Source organism: Campylobacter sp. CFSAN093233 (assembly GCF_011068165.1).
Classification (GTDB): domain Bacteria; phylum Campylobacterota; class Campylobacteria; order Campylobacterales; family Campylobacteraceae; genus Campylobacter_D; species Campylobacter_D jejuni.
Window position 1 is genome coordinate 128953 of sequence record NZ_JAAMWY010000001.1, and the last position, 19119, is coordinate 148071.

General features: G+C 29.6%; 20 protein-coding genes. 16 read left to right on the plus strand and 4 right to left on the minus strand.

Annotated features, from left to right (window positions below; all coding sequences use genetic code 11):
- Position 1: 1 nt before the first annotated feature.
- From FBF15_RS00630 to FBF15_RS00690, 13 genes are all read left to right on the plus strand, one after another.
- Positions 2-1096 carry a GDP-L-fucose synthase gene (locus FBF15_RS00630; protein ID WP_002781092.1) on the plus strand — a complete coding sequence of 365 codons (1095 nt, stop codon included), beginning with the start codon at positions 2-4 and terminating at the stop codon, positions 1094-1096.
- Positions 1059-2225: a DegT/DnrJ/EryC1/StrS family aminotransferase gene (locus tag FBF15_RS00635; protein WP_002781090.1), complete on the plus strand. Its 1167-nt coding sequence runs from the start codon at positions 1059-1061 to the stop codon at positions 2223-2225. The genes FBF15_RS00630 and FBF15_RS00635 overlap by 38 nt, the downstream gene beginning before the upstream one ends.
- Positions 2222-3253: a GDP-mannose 4,6-dehydratase gene (locus FBF15_RS00640; protein ID WP_002781088.1), complete on the plus strand. Its 1032-nt coding sequence runs from the start codon at positions 2222-2224 to the stop codon at positions 3251-3253. The genes FBF15_RS00635 and FBF15_RS00640 overlap by 4 nt, the downstream gene beginning before the upstream one ends.
- Positions 3250-4269, plus strand: a complete 1020-nt coding sequence (gene hddA, locus FBF15_RS00645) for a D-glycero-D-manno-heptose 7-phosphate kinase (RefSeq protein ID WP_165434526.1) — start codon at positions 3250-3252, stop codon at positions 4267-4269. The genes FBF15_RS00640 and hddA overlap by 4 nt, the downstream gene beginning before the upstream one ends.
- Positions 4257-4862 carry a D-sedoheptulose 7-phosphate isomerase gene (gmhA2, locus tag FBF15_RS00650; RefSeq protein WP_165434527.1) on the plus strand — a complete coding sequence of 202 codons (606 nt, stop codon included), beginning with the start codon at positions 4257-4259 and terminating at the stop codon, positions 4860-4862. The genes hddA and gmhA2 overlap by 13 nt, the downstream gene beginning before the upstream one ends.
- Complete coding sequence (locus tag FBF15_RS00655) at positions 4850-5542, plus strand: nucleotidyltransferase family protein (RefSeq protein ID WP_165434528.1); 693 nt, start codon at positions 4850-4852, stop codon at positions 5540-5542. The genes gmhA2 and FBF15_RS00655 overlap by 13 nt, the downstream gene beginning before the upstream one ends.
- Before the next feature lie 491 nt (positions 5543-6033).
- Positions 6034-7116 carry a hypothetical protein gene (locus tag FBF15_RS09380; protein ID WP_052773656.1) on the plus strand — a complete coding sequence of 361 codons (1083 nt, stop codon included), beginning with the start codon at positions 6034-6036 and terminating at the stop codon, positions 7114-7116.
- A gap of 34 nt (positions 7117-7150) precedes the next feature.
- A complete protein-coding gene (locus FBF15_RS00665) occupies positions 7151-8161 on the plus strand; it encodes a glycosyltransferase (RefSeq protein ID WP_002780431.1) in 1011 nt (336 codons plus the stop codon).
- Complete coding sequence (locus FBF15_RS00670) at positions 8155-10182, plus strand: capsular polysaccharide biosynthesis protein (RefSeq protein WP_002780433.1); 2028 nt, start codon at positions 8155-8157, stop codon at positions 10180-10182. The genes FBF15_RS00665 and FBF15_RS00670 overlap by 7 nt, the downstream gene beginning before the upstream one ends.
- Positions 10179-11363 carry a capsule polysaccharide modification protein KpsS gene (kpsS, locus tag FBF15_RS00675; RefSeq protein WP_002780434.1) on the plus strand — a complete coding sequence of 395 codons (1185 nt, stop codon included), beginning with the start codon at positions 10179-10181 and terminating at the stop codon, positions 11361-11363. Before FBF15_RS00670 ends, kpsS begins: the two co-directional genes overlap by 4 nt.
- 72 nt (positions 11364-11435) lie before the next feature.
- A complete protein-coding gene (locus FBF15_RS00680; RefSeq protein ID WP_002780436.1) occupies positions 11436-12557 on the plus strand; it encodes a hypothetical protein in 1122 nt (373 codons plus the stop codon).
- Positions 12554-13915 (plus strand): cytochrome P450, encoded by a 1362-nt coding sequence (locus tag FBF15_RS00685; RefSeq protein ID WP_002780438.1) that lies wholly within the window; start codon positions 12554-12556, stop codon positions 13913-13915. The genes FBF15_RS00680 and FBF15_RS00685 overlap by 4 nt, the downstream gene beginning before the upstream one ends.
- The gene (locus FBF15_RS00690) at positions 13912-14331 is read left to right on the plus strand and encodes a hypothetical protein (RefSeq protein ID WP_002780440.1); all 420 of its coding nucleotides are present in this window, start codon (positions 13912-13914) and stop codon (positions 14329-14331) included. The genes FBF15_RS00685 and FBF15_RS00690 overlap by 4 nt, the downstream gene beginning before the upstream one ends.
- Here FBF15_RS00690 and acpS read toward each other — a convergent pair whose 3' ends face one another.
- A complete protein-coding gene (acpS, locus tag FBF15_RS00695) occupies positions 14332-14679 on the minus strand; it encodes a holo-ACP synthase (RefSeq protein ID WP_002780441.1) in 348 nt (115 codons plus the stop codon).
- Positions 14679-15215, minus strand: coding sequence for a flagellar basal body-associated protein FliL (gene fliL, locus FBF15_RS00700; protein WP_002780442.1), 537 nt, complete (start codon positions 15213-15215; stop codon positions 14679-14681). Before fliL ends, acpS begins: the two co-directional genes overlap by 1 nt.
- A 102-nt stretch (positions 15216-15317) precedes the next feature.
- Between fliL and pgmL the strand changes: the two genes are divergently transcribed.
- Complete coding sequence (gene pgmL, locus FBF15_RS00705; protein ID WP_010891933.1) at positions 15318-16706, plus strand: phosphoglucosamine mutase PgmL; 1389 nt, start codon at positions 15318-15320, stop codon at positions 16704-16706.
- 46 nt (positions 16707-16752) lie between these two features.
- Positions 16753-17130, plus strand: a complete 378-nt coding sequence (locus FBF15_RS00710; RefSeq protein ID WP_002860386.1) for a DUF1090 family protein — start codon at positions 16753-16755, stop codon at positions 17128-17130.
- Between the two features lie 31 nt (positions 17131-17161).
- On the opposite strand, the gene rsfS is transcribed toward FBF15_RS00710, so the two are convergent.
- Together rsfS and nadD are read right to left on the minus strand one after the other, a co-directional pair.
- Positions 17162-17488, minus strand: coding sequence for a ribosome silencing factor (gene rsfS, locus FBF15_RS09385; RefSeq protein ID WP_002858238.1), 327 nt, complete (start codon positions 17486-17488; stop codon positions 17162-17164).
- A gap of 27 nt (positions 17489-17515) precedes the next feature.
- Positions 17516-18061, minus strand: coding sequence for a nicotinate (nicotinamide) nucleotide adenylyltransferase (nadD, locus tag FBF15_RS09390; protein WP_032586852.1), 546 nt, complete (start codon positions 18059-18061; stop codon positions 17516-17518).
- A gap of 59 nt (positions 18062-18120) precedes the next feature.
- Between nadD and gap the strand changes: the two genes are divergently transcribed.
- Positions 18121-19119 carry a type I glyceraldehyde-3-phosphate dehydrogenase gene (gap, locus tag FBF15_RS00720; protein ID WP_038817135.1) on the plus strand — a complete coding sequence of 333 codons (999 nt, stop codon included), beginning with the start codon at positions 18121-18123 and terminating at the stop codon, positions 19117-19119.

Genomic DNA, 19119 nt, shown 5'->3' on the forward strand with positions numbered 1-19119 from the left:
TATGAATAAGCAATCTAAAATATATGTTGCAGGTCACACGGGTTTAATAGGATCTACAATTTTAAAAAAATTGCAACAAGATGGTTTTTGTAATATTATTTGCAAAACTCATCAAGAATTAGATTTAATGAATCAAGAGGCCGTAAAATATTTTTTTGAAAAAGAAAAACCTGATTGTGTCTTTTTTTGCGCGGCAAAAGTAGGAGGAATGCTTGCTCAGTTAAATCAACGTGCGGAATTTTTATATAATAATCTTGTTATGCAAAGTAATGTGATTCATTATTCTTACTTAAATGGAGTGAAAAAACTTATATACTTAGGGAGCATTTGTATTTATCCCGAAGAAGTGCAATTACCTATCAAGGAAAGTAGTTTACTTACTGGGAAATTGCAATATAATAATGAGCCATATGCTATTGCTAAAATAGCAGGACTTAAAATGTGTGAATTTTATAGTTTGCAGTACGGTGTGGATTATATTTCAATTATGCCCGTTAGTATTTATGGCTCTAATGATAATTTTGATATACAAACAGCACATGTGCAAGCTGCCATTTTTAGAAAAATTTATTTAGCAAAATTGTTAAATGAATGTAATTATAAAGAATTAATTGATGATTTGGGAGTTAAAACAAAGGAGGAAGCTTTTATGATTTTAAAACAAAATAATATTAATGATAAATCTGTAAAATTATTGGGTACTGGTAATTCACGAAGAGAATTTTTACATTGTGAGGATTTGGCAGAAGCTAGTATTTATATTATGAAAAATATATCTTTTAATGAAGTTGTCGAACGAGAAGGATGGAATCAGGGTAATGCTCATATTAATATTGGAACAGGAGAGGATATATCAATTAAAGAATTGGCTTATATGATTAAAGATATTCTTGAGTATAGAGGAGAAGTGCTTTTTGAAAATAAGATGGAAAATGATGGAACTGCCAGAAAAGTTATAGATACTAATAAAATTAGAGCATTAGGATGGCATTATAAGATAGAATTAAGAGATGGTTTGGTGAGAATGTATCATGACTATAAAAAAGGAGTAAAACAAAATGAAAAAATATACACTAGCTTCATCAACTTGGGATGAAAAAGAATTACAAGCGATACAAGATGTTATTAAAAGCGATATGTTTACTATGGGTAAAAAAGTAGCTGAATTTGAAAAAGATTTTGCTAAATTTACGGGCTCGAAGTATGCGGTTATGACAAGCTCAGGGTCAACTGCAAATTTGATAGCAACAGCAGCCTTGTTTTATACAAAAAATCCTAAATTAAAAAGAGGAGACGAAGTTATAGTTCCTGCGGTATCATGGAGTACTACTTATTATCCACTTTATCAGTATGGCTTGAAATTAAAATTTGTAGATATAGATTTAGAAACACTAAATTACGACTTAGATGCTTTAAGTAGTGCTATTAGCGATAAAACAAAAATGATTATGGTTGTAAATTTATTAGGAAATCCTAATGATTTTGATACGATTAATGATCTTATCAAAGGAAAAGATATTATTTTATTAGAAGATAATTGCGAATCAATGGGGGCAGAGTATAAGGGAAAGCAAACTGGAACTTTTGGTATTATGGGAACTTTTTCAACCTTCTTTTCTCACCATATGGCCACAATGGAAGGTGGTTTTGTTGTCACGGATGATGATGAGCTGTATCATATTTTGCTATGTTTAAGAGCGCATGGTTGGACTAGAAATCTTCCAAAAGAAAATTTAGTAGCCAATAAAAGCGACGATTGGTTTAGTGAGTCATTTCGTTTTGTGTTGCCAGGATATAATGTGCGTCCAGTGGAAATGAGTGGGGCTATTGGTATAGAACAGCTTAAAAAATTACTTATGTTTTTAAAACATCGTAGAGAAAACGCGAAATTATTCTGCGAATACTTTCAAAATCATCCTGAATTTATTATGCAAAAAGAAATTGGAAGTAGCTCATGGTTTGGATTTTCATTGGTAATTAAACCAAATTCTAAATTACAAAGAAAAGATATTATTAAAAAACTAGAAGAAAATGATATAGAATACCGTCCTATAGCTACTGGAGATTTTACGCAAAATGAGGTAATTAAGTATTTTGACTATGAAATTCATCAGGAATTAAAAAATGCAAAATATATTCATGAAAAAGGATTTTTTGTAGGTAATCACCAATTTAGTATTAGTAATCAAATTAATTTATTTAAAAAAGTATTGGATAGTTTATGAAAAAAACAGCACTAATTACAGGATTTACAGGGCAAGTTGGTTCTCAAATGGCAGATTTTTTGCTTGCAAATACGGATTATGAAGTTATAGGAATGATGCGTTGGCAAGAGCCTATGGACAATATCTATCATTTAAGTGATAGGATTAATAAAAAAGATAGAATAAGCATTTTTTATGCAGATTTAAATGATTACTCTAGTCTTCAAAAACTTTTTGAGAGTCAAAGACCTGATGTGATTTTTCACCTAGCAGCTCAGTCTTATCCAAAAACTTCTTTTGATATACCGATTGAAACTTTACAGACTAATATAATAGGTACGGCAAATATCCTAGAAAATATTAGAATTTTAAAGGCGAAAGATGGTTATAACCCTGTAGTGCATGTATGTTCTTCCAGTGAAGTTTATGGTAGAGCAAAGGTAGGTATTAAGTTAAACGAAGATACAACTTTTCACGGTGCAAGTCCTTATAGTATAAGCAAAATCGGCACCGATTATTTAGGAAGATTTTATGGCGAAGCTTATAACATTCGCACTTTTGTTACAAGAATGGGAACACATAGTGGCCCAAGACGTTCTGATGTGTTTTTTGAAAGCACGGTTGCAAAGCAAATTGCTTTGATTGAAACGGGTTATCAAGAGCCTGTTATCAAGGTTGGAAATCTCTCAAGCGTAAGAACCTTTCAAGATGCCAGAGATGCTATAAGGGCTTATTATCTACTTTCATTAGAAAGCCAAAAAGGAAAAGTTCCTTGTGGGGAAGCTTTTAATATAGCAGGAGAAGAGGCTTTTAAACTCCCAGAGGTTATAGAAATTCTTTTATCTTTTTCTACAAGAAAGGATATAAAAATAGAGCAAGATGAAGAAAGATTGCGTCCTATTGATGCGGATTATCAAATGTTTGATAACACAAAAATCAAAAGTTTTATTAACTGGAAGCCAGAAATTGCAGCTAGAAAAATGTTTGAAGATTTGTTAAATCATTGGAGAGATGAGATAAAAAAAGGAAGGATTCCGTTAAATAGATGAAAACCATACGCACACAAACTCCTCTTCGCCTTGGTTTAGCAGGTGGAGGGACTGATATAAATTTATATTGTGATAAATACACAGGTTATGTTTTAAATGCGACTATATCTTTATACATACATTGTACTTTGATCGAAAGAGAAGATGGAAAAATCATTTTTGATTCTCCTGATACAAATTCTTACTCTGAGTACGAAAGTAAAGAATTCTTAGGAAATGATGGAAAATTAGATATTTTTAAAAGTGTTTATAATCGCATTGTAAAAGATTTTACAAAAAAACCTTTAAGTTTTTCTTTGCATACATACTCAGATGTACCAAGTGGTAGTGGTTTGGGCGGAAGCTCAACTTTGGTTGTAGGGGTTATAAAAGCCTTTGCAGAATGGCTTAATCTACCTTTAGGAGAATATGAAATCGCTAAGCTTGCTTATGAGATAGAAAGAGAAGATTTAGGCATAGTAGGTGGAGCACAAGATCAATACGCCGCAACTTTTGGTGGCTTTAATTTTATGGAATTTTATAACAATAAAAGAGTTATTGTTAATCCTTTGCGTATTAAAAACTGGATAGCTAGTGAGCTTGAAGCTAGAATTGTGCTTTATTTTACAAATATCACAAGAGAAGCAAAAGATATAGAAGAGCATAAAAAAGGAAAGCTCGGAGATGAAAAATCTCTTGAAGCTATGCACGCTATAAAACAAGATGCTATAAAGATGAAAGAAGCTTTATTTAAGGCGGATTTTGATACTTTGGCGAAAATTTTAGGCAAGTCTTGGCAGTCAAAAAAAATCATTTCAGAAATCGTTAGCAATGATGAACTTGAAAGAATTTATAAACTAGCTATAGATAATGGAGCTTATAGTGGCAAAACTAGTGGAGCAGGAGCAGGTGGATTTATGTTTTTCTTTGTGGATCCTACAAAAAAATACAACTTAATCAAAGCTTTAAGCAAAGAGCAAGGTTATGTACAAGATTTTTCATTTACAAAAGAGGGGGTTAAATCATGGAGAATTTAAATTCTTATATAAAAGAACATTTTCAAGAATCAATTTTAGTAAAAGAGCAAATTTTAAAAGATGAGAATTTGATAACTCTTATTAAAAATGCTTCATTAGAAATCATAAAAGCTTATAAAAATGGTAACAAAACTTTATTAGCAGGAAACGGTGGTAGTGCAGCAGATGCACAGCATATTGCAGGGGAATTTGTAAGTAGATTTTATTTTGATAGACTAGGGATTGCAAGCATTGCGCTTACTACAGATACAAGTATTTTAACTGCTATTGGCAATGATTATGGTTATGAAAATTTATTTGCTAGACAAGTGCAAGCTCAAGGAGTTAAGGGAGATGTTTTTATAGGAATTTCTACAAGCGGAAATAGTAAAAATATCCTAAAAGCTCTAGAGCTTTGCAAACAAAAAGAAATCATAAGCATAGGCTTAAGCGGAGCTAGTGGTGGGGCTATGAATGAGCTTTGTGATTATTGTATAAAAGTGCCTTCAACTTGCACTCCAAGAATTCAAGAAGCACATATTTTAATAGGGCATATTATTTGTGCTATTGTCGAAGAAGAGCTTTTCGGTAAGGGTTTTTCTTGCAAGCAATAATACTTTGCGGTGGCTTAGGAACAAGACTTAAAAGCGTTATAAAAGATGTTCCAAAACCTATGGCACCGATAAATGATAAGCCTTTTTTAGAATTTATTTTTGAGTATCTTAAAAAGCAAGGTATAAAAGAAGTTATCTTAGCAGTATCATACAAGTATGAGGTGATACAAGAATATTTTAAAGATGAGTTTTTAGGTATAAAAATAAAATACAGTATAGAAAAAGAACCTCTAGGAACAGGCGGAGCCATAAAAGAGGCTTTGAAATTTATAAAAAATGAAGTTTATGTTTTAAATGGCGATACTTTTTTCGACATAGATTTAAGTAAATTAAAGCTAAATGGAAGTAAAATTTGTCTCGCTCTAAAACAAATGAATGATTTTGATAGATATGGCACGGTAAATGTTGATGGGCAAGGTTTTGTTATTTCCTTTGAGGAAAAAATATTTAAAACACAGGGTTTAATTAATGGTGGAATTTATCTTTTAACTAAAGATATTTTTAATGAATTTGATTTAGAGAAAAAATTTTCTTTTGAAGAGTTTTTACAAGAAAATTATAAAAAATTAAAAGCAAGAGCTAAAATTTTTGATGATTATTTTATAGATATCGGAATACCGCAAGATTATATTTTGTTTTGCGATAAACATGAATTTTATAATTTATTTTTTCATGTGTAAAGTGATATTATTTATGTTTTAAGTCATAACATAAGAAATGACTATATCTCCTTTTATACATGGTTTAAATTGTATATAATAAAAGAAAATTTTAATAAATATAGATATGATTTTATAAGATTTGAAATTGAAATTAGGAGAGTAGATTACTGCTTATGTTCATATAGAAACCCCAAAAACAGGCACAACAACTATACAGAAATTTTTGAGTGAAAATAAGGAAAAATTGAAAATTCAAAATATAATTTATGCAAATTCAATAGAATCTCATACTAGACATAATGTTCTTGTTAATTTTTGTTTTGAATTTAAAAATAATTTGAATTGGGAAAATATTAGTTTTGAAACATCGTTCTAGATTAAAATTATTTTATACTTTAAAGGAAGAAATTATTTAAACCAAAAGAGATTTTTTATTTTCTACAGAAGGAATTACATGGCATTTTCATGATATTAAATATATAAAAATTTTAAAGAAATTTTTTAAAGAATTGGGTTTTAATAAAATTATTTTAATTTTATATCTAAGAAATACGAGCGATCTTTTAGTGTCTTTATCTACTCAGTTAATAAAAACGAATTATAATTCTATACCATGCTTTATAAATCCTTGGGAATATGACAGACAATATATTTTTAATAATCAATGGATTTGCCAAAGATATTCTGAAATTTTTGGGAAAGAAAATTTAATAGTAAGACTTTTTGATAAAAATGAATTTTATCAAGGTGATTTACTGAAAGATTTTATACATACTATAGGGTTAAAGTGGGATGGTAGATTTGTTATACCTTCAAAACAAAATGAAAGTTTGGATTTAATAGGTATTGAATTTTGTAAAGCTTTAAATATTAAAAATAATAATTATAATTTCGTGGAATTGTATGATAAATATTTTACTTCTAAATGTTTGTTTCTAAAATTTAAACCTCCTAAAAAAATAATGCAATCTTATCTTGATTATTTTGAAAAATCAAACGAATGGGTAAGAAAAGAATTTTTTCCTTTTAAAGAAAGATTATTCCAAAAGCAGGATTTAAGTAATTATAAAGAAAATTATAAGCTTAAAGAAATGAAGTCAGAGTATTGGGATAAAATAGCTGAATTTATATTAGATGTAGTAAAAACTAAAGATAAAATTATAGAAGGAAAAGACATAATTATACAGTCTAAAATAATGCAATTCAACCAGATTCAAACTAAATTATTTTTTCAAGTTAAATATGGCACTGCTAAATCTAGAATTCAAAATCAATTATCTTATAAACTAGGGCAAACTATGATAGTAAATTCTAAATCTTTCCTAGGTTATTTAATAATGCCTATAGCATTGTTAAGTACGGTAGTATCATACAGACAATATCAGAAAATTTATCAAGAGAAAATAAAAAAAGATTTTTCCCTAAAATTACCTTCTTTGAAACAATATCCTGATTATCAAGAAGCTATTAAGCTTAAAAATCATATTTCTTATAAATTAGGAGAGGCTCTTATAAAAGCTCATAAAAATTGGTATGGTGGGGGGGGGTATATCAAATTTTTATTTGAAATATACAAGTTGAGAAAAAAATAGTATAATTTTATTAAAAAATATTTTGGTGTTATGCGTGAATAATGTATTAAAAATAGCTTTAATAGCAGATGAGTTAACCTATGCTTCTTTAAAAGAAGAAGATGGGGTTGTTTTAAGAAATGTAACCCCAATTAATTATAAAGTGTTGTTTTATTTTTGGAAACCTGACTTTTTGTTTGTTGAATCAGCTTGGCATGGTTGCAAAAATAAATGGAAGTATCAAATTGCCTCATATCCTGATTATCCAAAAAGAAATAATAAAAAACTACAAAAATGCGTAGATTTTGCCAAAACATTAAATATTCCGACGGTATTTTGGAATAAAGAAGATCATGTGCATTTTGATAGATTTATAGAAAGTGCAAAATTATTTGATTTTATTTTTACCGTTGATGAAAACTGTATATCAAAGTATAAGTCTTATGTAGGAGAAAATTCTTTTGTGGGTGTTTTGCCTTTTGCTGTTCAGTCTAAATTTCATAATTTTACTGGATTTAATTTTACTTTAAATAAGGCAAATTTTGTTGGAAGTTATTCAAGACATATACATGAAAAAAGAAGATTTTATCAAGATATGATGTTTAAATTATCTTCTGAAATTAATAATCTTGATGTTTTTGATAGAAATTCAAATAGAAAATCTACTAACTATAGATATCCAATATTTAAAGGTATGCAAATTTATCCTTCAGTAGAGTATAAAAAAACTGCGCAGATATATAAAAAATATTTAATTTCATTAAATGTTAATACTATTGAAAATTCTCCTACTATGTTTTCAAGAAGACTTATAGAGATTATAGCTTGTGGAGGTATAGCTATTACTAATCATACTTCAGCCGTTGAAAAATATTTTAAAGACTATTGTTATTCATTTCAAACAGAAAAAGAATTGCGAAATATGCTGTACAAATTTCAAAAAAATGGTTTAAGTGAAGATGATAAAATCAAATTAAAAAATGGAGCAGAATTTATTGCAAAAAATCATACTTGGAAACAAAGACTCGAGCAAATTGTAGATACTATAGGCATTAAAAAATGTTAAATGGTTATTATTTTTATGTAAATAATTTTATTCAAATATTTTATAAGAAAAAATTTTATGGATGGGGGAGAAAGCGTACCGGTAGATATGCATTTTTATTCCATAAAAAATTCGGTGGTTCTTTGATTTTATTTGAAGATGGATTTATTCGCTCATTAAACCTAGGAGTTGAAAATAGCCCAAGTTTTTCTATAGTTAAAGATGATATAGGCATTTATTATGATGCAACAATGCCTTCAAAGCTTGAAAATCTTTTAAATACTTATGAATTTAAAGATGAAGAAATCAAGCAAGCTAAAAAAGCTATAGAGCTTATCAAAAAATATAAAATTAGCAAGTATAATAACAATCTTGATATCCCAGATGATTATTTTCAAAAAGATGAAAAACGCGTTTTAATCATCACTCAAACGGCCAATGATGCCTCGCTTGAATTTGGGCTTGCTAAAGATTTTAAAACTGTCGATATGATAAAAGATGCCATAAAAGAAAATCCTAAATCTAAAATTTATATAAAAATCCATCCTGATGTTTTAAGTGGTAAAAAACAAAGTGATTTAGATATAAATTCCTTATCTAAAGAATGTATTTTAATCACTGAAAATTTTAATCCCATAGCCTTGCTTGAGTTTTTTGATAAGGTTTATACCAAAACTTCTGGCATGGGTTTTGAAGCTTTGATGCAAGAATGTGAGTGTATTTGTTATGGTATGCCTTTTTATGCAGGTTGGGGTCTAACAAAAGATAAATTAGAGTGTAAAAGAAGGATGCAAAAAAGAAGTTTAGAAGAAGTTTTCTATGCTGCTTATATACTTTATGCTGAGTATTTTAATCCTTATTTAAATCAAAAAAGTAATATTTTTGATACTATTCAAACTTTAGCAAAATATAAAGATATAGAAAAGGCAAATTCTAATAGACTTTTTTTCTTTGGATTTTCAAAATGGAAAAGGAAATTTGTAAAACCTTTTTTTATAGCTAAAAACAATGAAATCATATTTCTAGATTTCTTAGATTGCTTAAAGAATATACAATTAAAAGAAAATGATAAATTTTTTATTTGGGGTAAAAGGATAGATTATAACGCTCTTAAAACTACTCTTATAAAAAAAGCGCAAGATGAGGATTTGCTCCATTTTACTCCCAAAATTTCTTTAGTTGAAGATGGATTTATTCGCTCAATCTCTTTAGGTTCTGATCTTACGCGTCCTTTTTCTTTAATCATTGATGATAAAGGACTTTACATAGATCCAAATAAAGCAAGCAAATTAGAAGAGCTTTTGCAAAATGAAATTTTTGATGAAAATATGCTAAATAGGGCAAAAAATATTATAAAAATCTTACTTGAGAACCGCTTTTCAAAATATAATGGCTTAAAGCATGAAAATTTAAAGATCAATGCCAAAATAGGACAAAAGATTATTTTAATCCCCGCCCAAGTTGAAGATGATGCTTCGATGATTTTAGGGGGTTTTGGTTTATCTACTCTTGATTTGCTTAAGGAGGTGCGTTCTAAAAATCAAGATGCTTATATCATCTTTAAGCCTCATCCTGATGTGTTAAGTGGCAACCGTGTAGGTTTAAAAGATGAAACACTCATCTTGGAATTTTGTGATGAGATTGTAAAAGATTGCAGTATCGATAGTGCTATAAAAATTGCTGATGAAATTCACACTATTACTTCTACAAGTGGTTTTGATGCTCTTTTAAGAGCTAAAAAAGTTTTTACTTATGGTATGCCTTTTTATGCGGGCTGGGGTTTAACAAAAGATAAATATAGATGCGAAAGAAGAACAAGAAAACTAAGCCTAGAAGAGCTTGTAGCAGGTGCTTTGATAGCATATCCAAGATATATAAATCCTAAAACAAAAACTTTATGTGAAATTGAAGTTTGTTTAGATATAATGCTAAATTTACAAAAAGCTTATTTTTCAAAAAAATATATAAAATTGGCAATAGATTTTAAAACTTTTATGCTTAGAAAAATAAGAAGATTTTATGAATTTTTAGCAAAGAAATGAGATTTAGCACTAAAATTAAAAAAGAATTTAGCGGTAAAAATGTTTTACTCTTGCAAGGGCCTGTGGGAAATTTTTTTCATCATCTTGCAATAAAAATGAAAAAAAAACAAACCAAAGTTTTTAAACTCAATTTTAACGGTGGAGATTTTTTTTTCTATCCTAGTGGAACGAGGTGTAAGTGCGATGAAAAAGATCTTGAAAATTTCTATAGAGATTTTTTTCAAAGCAAAAAAATCGATGCTATTTTAATGTATAATGATTGTCGTATTATCCATGCTAAGGCTATTAAAGTGGCTAAAGAATTAGGAATTGAAATATGGATTTTTGAAGAAGGATATTTAAGGCCTTATTGTATTACTTTGGAAAAAGATGGGGTGAATGCAAATTCTTCTTTACCGCGTGATAAAAATTTTTATCTTTCTCAAAATATTTTTACCAAAGAAAGCATAAAAGAAATTCCAGGTGGATTTAAATTTATGGCTTTTGATGCTTTTTTGTATTGGTTGTTTGCTTTTATTTTGGCTCCATTTTTTAACAACAAACTTCATCATCGCACTTTATATCCTTTTGAATTTTTATTTTGGTTTAGATCATTGTATAGAAAGTATCTTTATAAGATTACAGAAAAAAAACTAAATGAAAAGATTTATAATTTAGAAAAAAAGTACTTTTTGGCGATTTTACAAGTTTATAGCGATACGCAAATTAAATATCATTACAAAAAAAGCATAGAGCACTTTATAGAGGAAACCATACTTTCTTTTGCAAACCATGCAAGAGCTAAATCTTATCTAGTTTTTAAACACCATCCCATGGATAGGGGCTATAAGAATTATTCTAAACTCATAAATGATTTAAGTCAAAAATATCATGTAGAAGGAAGGGTTTTATATGTTCATGATACCCACTTGCCAGTTCTTTTAAGAAAGGCTTTGGGTTGTATTACTATAAATTCAACAGTAGGCCTTAGTGCTATTTTAGAAGGCTGTCCGACTAAGGTTTGTGGCAATGCTTTTTATGATTTTGAAGGCTTATCTTATCCAAAAAAACTTCAATTTTTTTGGCGTGAAGCTCATGCTTATAAACCCAATCCTGTTTTGGTATGTAATTTTAAAAAATATCTTTTACAAACTAATCAATTCAACGGCAATTTTTATAAAAATTTCTTTTTAGACAAATAAGACTAAAAAGCTTTGATTAAGAGAGCTTTTAAAGCAAAGTTGTTATAATTAAAAGCAAAAAGAAATTATTGTATGGATAGGGAAGTATTTTATATAGCAGGATATGATCCTAAAAGTTATAGATTTTATTATGATTTATTTAAAAAAAACCTAAAAGATTATTCTCATGTTTTTAATATTAAAGTTGATTTAAGTAAAATTGAAAAAAATGAGCAATTTCCTTTTTTTCAAATTTCTTGCGAAGGAGTACAAACTAAATATCATTTTTTAACATGGAATGATATTGTTAAGAAAAATTGGTCAGAAAATTATAAAGATGCTTTGGCAGATTGTTATAGTTTTTTTAGAATTTATACTATCACAGGGCTTTTTATCAAATTTGGCAAAGAGTCGATTTATCAACTTATCACAGGTTATTATCCTTTTTTTTATGTGTTATTTTCTTTACTATTTTCTTTGGTTTTGGCTTTTGGAAGTTTTGCTTTTTTGCAAAATTATATGCATTTTTCTTTAGCTATTATCATAGGATGTTTTTTAGGATTTTTACTAAATCATTTTTTATTTAAATTAGGTAAGAAATTAGCTGTATTTTGGATAGCAAGAATTTGTGCTTTTTGTGCTACTTGGCAAGATAAAAAAACAGGCACTATGCAAGAAAGAATCAAGCTTTTTGCGAATACCATAGTAGATAAGCTAAAACAAAATGAAAATAAACAAGATTATGAACTTGTTTTAGTAGCACATAGTGTTGGAACTATAGTTTGTATAGAAGTTTTGGAGTGTATTTTAAGACAAAATTTAGATTTATCTTTACTTCGTAAATTAAAAATTCTTACTTTAGGAGAATGCATTCCTTTAGTGAGTTATCAAAAAAAAGCGGATGAATTTAGAAAGAAGCTTGAATTTGTTTCAAGGTTTGATTTAAAATGGTATGATTACACATCGATTATTGATGGAGCATGTTTTCCTCAAGTGGATTTTTTCCGCACGAGTGGTGTAAATGCTAAATTTACACCCCCATTTTTAAGTGCTAAATTTCACACTTTATATGAAAAACATGAGTATAAAAAAATAAAAAGAGATAAAAACAAAGCGCACTTTTTATATCTTTATAGTATTAGTGTTAAAGGTGATTATGATTTTTTTTCTTTCATCATAATGCCTAAATTTTTAGAAGAAAAGGTAAAAATATGAGTGAATGCCCCTTTTTTCCAAAACCTTATAAAAATAAAGCTTCTACGCTTTTAACTTTTTTGTTAAAGCGTAGATCTTGGCTTGACGGGCTTTATGAGCGTAGTTATAAAATGCAAACAGGCTATGTGAAGATGCCAAATTTTGATCTTTATGTCATAAATGACACTAAAGAAGTTAAAAGAATGATGGTTGATGAGGTTAGAGAATTTCCTAAAAGTGCATTTTTACATGAGCTTTTAAGTCCGCTTTTAGGGGAGAGTATTTTTACTACAAATGGTGAAGTTTGGAAAAAACAAAGAGAGCTTTTGCGTCCAAGTTTTGAAATGACTCGTATCAATAAAGTGTTTAATCTTATGAGTGAAGCTGTGGCAGATATGATGGATCGTTTTAGCAAGTATCCAAATCATGCTGTTATCGAAGTAGATGAAGCTATGACTTTTATTACCGCTGATGTGATTTTTCGCACCATTATGTCTTCAAAACTCGATGAGGAAAAAGGTAAAAAAATCTTAAACGCATTTGTGACTTTTCAAGAGCAAAGCGTGCATACAGCCATGCGTCGTATGTTTCGTTTTCCAAAATGGCTTTCTTATGTGTTAGGAGATTGTAAGCGTGCTAAGGCCGGAGATGTGATCAGACAGGTTTTAAGTGATATCATAAAACCAAGATATGATATGGCAGATAATGCAGAATTTGAAGATATTTTAGGATCTTTGCTTTTAGTAGTGGATGCTGATACAAATAAGCGTTTTTCTTTTGAGGAAATTTTAGATCAAGTGGCTATGCTTTTTTTAGCAGGACATGAAACCACAGCAAGTTCTTTGACATGGACGCTTTATTTGCTTAGTCTTTATCCTAAGGAGCAAGAAAAAGCTTACGAGGAGATTACTCAGGTTTTACAGGGTGGAGTCATTGAAATTTCGCATCTAAGACAGTTTAAATACTTAACAAATATTTTTAAAGAATCTTTAAGACTTTATCCTCCTGTTGGGTTTTTTGCAAGAGAGGCAAAAAAAGATACTCAAGTTAGAGATAAGCTTATTAAAAAAGGTTCTGGGGTGGTGATTGCTCCTTGGCTGATACACAGACATGAAGAATTTTGGACAAATCCGCATGGATTTAATCCTTCTCGTTTTGAAGGAGAGTACAAAAAAGATGCTTATTTGCCTTTTGGGGTAGGGGAAAGAATTTGTATAGGACAAGGTTTTGCTATGCAAGAAGCGATTTTGATTTTGGCTAATATTTTAAAAACTTACAAACTAGAACTTGAAGAAGGTTTTGTACCTGATGTAGTAGGGCGTTTAACAGTGCGTTCGGCTAATGGTATGAGGATAAAATTTAGCAAAAGAAAGCTATGAAAAGAGTTAGAACTAAAATTCGCGCCAATTTTCGTCGTCGTGTAAAACGCACTTTAAAAGGAAGCTTAAAAGAAAAATTAGCAGGGACTATTCTGCTTTGTGCAATAGTACCTTTAGCAGTTTTAGGATATCTTTTTATCGTGATTATAGGAATTTTTTTTAATACCGCACGAGCAAGACAGGGTGTTAGAGCCTTAGATCATTTTGTAAATGCAAGCTTGTTTAATGGCTATGCTTGGGAGAGCGTTTCTTCTCATGCGTGGCGTGAAAGAAATCGCAAAAAATGGGCAAGGATTGTTATAAAAATCACAGATTTTTTTCAAAAAGATCATTGTAAAAGAGCAAACAAAAGAGAACAACCTGTGGTGGATTTCATACTTTCAAGAAATTTAGACAAGCAAACTATAGGAAAATAATCAAACTACAGCCACTATGGCTATAGCAAAACCATTATCATGAGAAATACTTAGGGAAGTTTGAGTGATATTAAAATCTTTTGTAATTTTTTGAGAATATTTTAATTTAGGCGCGTTTTTTTCATCTTTTGATATTTCAATATCAAAAAAACTGCATAATTCACAAATTCCAACACCCAAAGCCTTGCTAGCGGCTTCTTTAGCAGCCCAAAGACCTGCTAGAGTTGCTGGATTTTTAATGAGTATTTGTTCTTTTGGGCTTAGAAATTTATCCAAAAAATTTTTGCCATGTCTAGAATGAATTTTTTCTATTCTAGAAATGGCGATGATATCACAGCCTACACGCATTAAGAAACTACAAAATCCGTAAAATAAACATTTTTAATAAAGCCATCGGTTAAAATTTCATTGATTTTTCCAACTAGCTCATCTTTTAAACGTTCTTTGCCTTTTTGTGTACTTACTTCTTCAAAAGTTTTAGCTGTTAATGTACGAATAATAATATCACGAATGACTGGGACTTTTTTATCAAGTTCAGGTTTTAAAAGTTCGCTATTTTGTTCTAGTTCTATAGTGCATTTTACATATCTTGAGCCGCTATCGCTAAGCAAATTTAGGGTAAAAGGATCAAGTGGATACATAGGACCTATATTAGCAAAATCACTACCTCGCTGAGCAGGAGCTGAAACTTTAGGTTTATCGGCTTTTGCCTCTTCTTTTGGAGCTTCTTTGACTTCACTTTCATCACTTGAACTGCTTGAAATAAGCCAAGCAATTACTCCCATAATACTAAGAAGTAAAACAAAAAGTAAAATAACAATAATAATTACAAGTGAACCACCTTTTTTCTTTTTTGTTTCTTCGTTTTCTAATTCTTCATCCATAAATTTTCCTTCATTTAGTGAAATTAATGTAAAATTGTAGCAAAAATTTCTTTTCTATCCAAATTTGCTTTAGAAAAACGATAAATTTAGGTCAAAGAAGAGATGAATTTGAAGGAAAAAATGTTAGATGTGATTTTTAGAGAATATGATATAAGAGGACTTTACGACAAAGAATTGAATGAAAAAAGCGTTAAAGCTATAGGTTTTTGTTTGGGACAAACTATGTTAAATAGGGGTTGTAAAAATGTAAGCGTGGGCTATGATGCAAGATATAGTGCAAATGAACTTTTTAATTATCTAGTGAGTGGACTTAACAAAGCGGGAATAAAAATCTATGATATAGGGCTTGTACCAACTCCATTGGGATATTTTAGTCTTTATGAGGGCTTAAAATTTGATGCAAATGTTATGATAACAGGCTCTCATAACCCAAAAGATTATAATGGTTTTAAAATTACTATTAATAAAGAAAGTTTTTTTGGTGTAGAATTAAAAGAGTTTTCAAAAGAAGTTTATAAGCATTTAGATGATGATATTGAAGAAAATTTAGAAGTAGAAAAATACGATATTTTAAACCTTTATGTGAAATTTATGTGCGAGCAATTTAGCTTTTTAAAGGATTTTAATTATAAATTTGGTGTTGATTGCACAAATGGTGCGGCTGGAGTGGTGATAAAGCCTTTAATCAAGGCTTTAAATTTAAAAGCTCATGTAATGTTTGCAGAGCCCGATGGACAGTTTCCAAACCATGCTCCAGATCCTACAGAAGAAGAAAACTTAAGTGCGATTAGAGAATTTTTAAATCAAAATCAAGATTATTCTTTGGCTTTTGCTTTTGATGGGGATGCTGATAGAATGGTTGCTTTAAGTAAAACTCATGTATTTTGTGGGGATGAGCTTTGTTATTTGTTTGCTAAAGATATCCCTAATCCACGCATTTTAGGTGAGGTAAAATGTTCTAAAAATCTTTTTGATGAAGTGGCTAAATTTGGAACTATTTTTATGGGAAAAACAGGACATTCTAATATCAAAAAAATGATGAAAGAAAAAGATATTGATTTAGCTGCTGAAGTGAGTGGGCATATTTTCTTTAAACATAGATATTTTGGTTATGATGATGGAATTTATGCATTTTTAAGAGCCTTGGAGCTTGTTTATAAAGGTTTTGATCTAGAAAGTATGATTAAAGCTTTACCAAAACTTTATACTACACCTGAAATTAAAATTCCTGTAAATGAAGAAGAAAAATTCAAACTTGTGGAAGAATTTCAAAAAGAGATTGAAAAAGGAGCTTTAAAAGGTGTTAAAAGTCTTTGTGAAATTGATGGAGCTAGGATAGATTTTGGCGATGGATGGGCTTTACTTCGTGCATCTAATACCAGCCCTTATCTTATCACACGCTTTGAGGCAACATCTTTAGAAAGAGCAAAAGAGCTTGAAAGTATGGTATTTACTTTGTTTAATGATATAAAAGCTAGATTTAAGAATTGATGAGATAATATTCCGCGATTTAATTTATTTTAAAAAGGAATTAAAAATGAAAAAAATACTTATTTTACTTACACTATGTGCTTTTGCTTTTGGTGCAAGTGAATGTGATAGAAAAATCGATCGTATCAATAAAGAAATCAGTTTTTCTAAAGCGCATAATGATACAGCTAGAACTTTAAGCTTAGAGCTTGCTTTAAAACAAGTACAAAATGATTGTGCTAAAGATCCTATGTTTTATGATAAAAAGTTAGAAGCTAAAAAACTTAAAGAACAAGAAGTGGAAAAAATCGAAAAAGAACTTGATGCTTTAAAAGAACAAAAAGATTATATGAGTAAGGCTGAGTATAAAGCTAAAAAAGAAGCTTTAAAAGAACAAAAAGAGAAAATCAAAAAAGAAATTAAAGAATATATCGATAATCTCTAAAAATTAAAAAGACTAATAAATTTTAGCCTTTTTAAACCCTACCTTTTTTAAGATTTTCTAATAATTCTTCTATATTATAAATTCCTCTGTGTTCTGGTGTTAAAAGATGGATTAAAATATCACCAAGATCAATCACGCTCCATTCTTCACTACTATCTATGTTTAAAAATTCCTCACCTTTGGCTTTAAGTCGTGTTTTAAGCTCATCGATCAAAGATAGAGCGTGTCTTTCTCCTAAAGTAGCTGCAATAATGACATATTTTACAAAGTATTCTTGCTCGCTCATGTCAATGGTTTTGATATTTTCAGCTTTTTTTTCATCTAAAATTTTAACGATTAAATCTATTCTTTCTTGCATTATTGTCCTTTAATTTTTGAAATTGTATCAATTTTTTTGTAATTTTTCATAATATTTTTTTACTTCATCTTTAATTTCTTCACAAACCTCATTTGTATTTAAAGTGTCGCGTATGAAAGAAGAAGCGATTTTTTTATTGGTTTTTAAATCTTTGAAATTCTTAGGAATTCCTATATCATTGCGATTAGCAATAACAAATTCTACTAAAGAATTGAGTTTTTCAAAATCATGCCAAAGATGAAGTTTTTCTAAATGATCTGCGCCAATTAAAAGATAAAATTTACTAGGATTATAAAGCTTATAAAGATACTTAACACTTTCTATGCTAGGAACAGGGCGTTTTTGCCTGATTTCAAAATCGCAAATTTCAACTTTTGGCAAATGTCCCCAAAGTTTTTTAACCCATAAGAATCTTTGCTTTTCATCAGCACTAAAACTTTGTTTAAAAGGATTGATATAAGTAGGCATAATAATAAGTTTATCAATATCTAATTTTCCCAAAGCCTCTAAAACAACGCTATTATGACCATTATGCGGTGGATCAAAACTGCCACCAAAAAGTGCTATCTTCATTAAAATTTTAACCTTTTTTTTGTAGAATATTAGCATTATATTTTGCAAAAGGAAATTAAATGGCTGTAAAAGTTGCTATAAATGGTTTTGGACGCATAGGCAGATGTGTAGCAAGAATCATCTTAGAAAGAAATGATATTGAGCTTGTGGCGATAAATGATACTACGGATATTGAACTTACAAAATACCTTTTTAAATACGATACAGTACATGGTGAATTTAAAGGCAGTGTTGATAGTGAAGGCGATGATTTAGTGGTAAATGGTAAAAAAATCAAAGTATTTAAAAGTCGCAATGTAAAAGATCTTGACTTTGCAAAACACGGTGTACAAATTGTTTTAGAGTGCACAGGAGCGCATTTAACTATGGCAAAATGTCAAGAATTTATAGATATGGGAGTGCAAAAAGTGATCATGAGTGCTCCTGCAAAAGATGATACTCCTACTTATGTTTTAGGAGTAAATTCAGAACTTTACAAGGGTGAAAGCATTATTTCTAATGCAAGTTGTACAACAAATTGTTTAGGTCCTGTTTGTCGTGTTTTACAAGATAATTTTGGTATCGAAAAAGGACTTATGACAACAATACATGCTTATACAAATGGACAAAGTATTATTGATGCTAAAGCTAAAGATAAACGCCGTTCTCGTGCTGCAGCACAAAATATCATTCCAACTTCTACAGGCGCAGCAAAAGCTATGAAGCTTGTTATGCCTGAGCTTAATGGCAAGCTTCACGGACAAAGTATGCGTGTGCCAGTGATTGATGTATCAAGCGTGGATTTAACCGCACAACTAAGCCGTAAAGTTAGCAAAGATGAAATCAATGAAGCTTTTAGAAAAGCTGCAACTACAAATTTAAAAGGCATTTTAATGGTAGATGATGATGAAAGAGTTTCAAGCGATTTTATCACTTGTTCTTATGGAGCAATTGTGGCAAGTGATTTAACTCAAGTGATTGCGGATGATTTTATCAAGGTGATTGCTTGGTATGATAATGAATGGGGCTATTCAAGTCGTCTGGTAGATATGGCAGTATATATTGCAAATAAGGCTTAA